This window comes from Seonamhaeicola marinus (assembly GCF_008085455.1).
The window spans coordinates 1-520 of sequence record NZ_VSDQ01000775.1; the positions used below are offsets into that span (position 1 = coordinate 1).

General features: G+C 35.0%; 1 protein-coding gene. It reads right to left on the reverse strand.

Features of this window, described 5'->3' with window-relative positions:
• Positions 1-520, reverse strand: a 520-nt coding sequence (locus tag FUA24_RS25315) for a DUF6588 family protein (RefSeq protein WP_317131972.1), incomplete at both ends; no start/stop codon positions are given.

Here is a 520-nt window from a genome sequence, read left to right on the forward strand (position 1 = left end):
AGAAGATTCCGTTAAATCATAACTTCCATTTAAGTGTGTGTAAGCCACTAAACCAGATACGGCAACAGGTAGTATTTTATCAGCTGGTAACCATTTAGTAAATTCCATTTGTAAACCAGCTCCATACATACCTAACTCTACATCATCAGTTTCAATATTAGGTACAAAGCGTGCTTTTATTTCAATACCTTTACTTAAGCCTAAAGCACCTTGTAAAAATGCTGTTGGCAATAAATTTGCTGTAGCAGAACCTATACCACTTGGTAGTGTAATTGTTTCTTGTTGTTCTCCTAAAATAGCATCGTCATAGGTAATAATAACATCTACATCAGGATCATTTTCACCTAAAGCAGTTGCAACATTTTTGGTAGCTGCCTGGTCTGCAAATTCTATGGTAAAATCTTGCTCAGGGTTGCTGTTGTAATCAGCAATATTCATTAAAAATGATTTGTTTTTATCATCAACCATTGCTGCATTTGCAATGATAGAAATTTCAAAACCACCAAGGGGTTTTGCATCA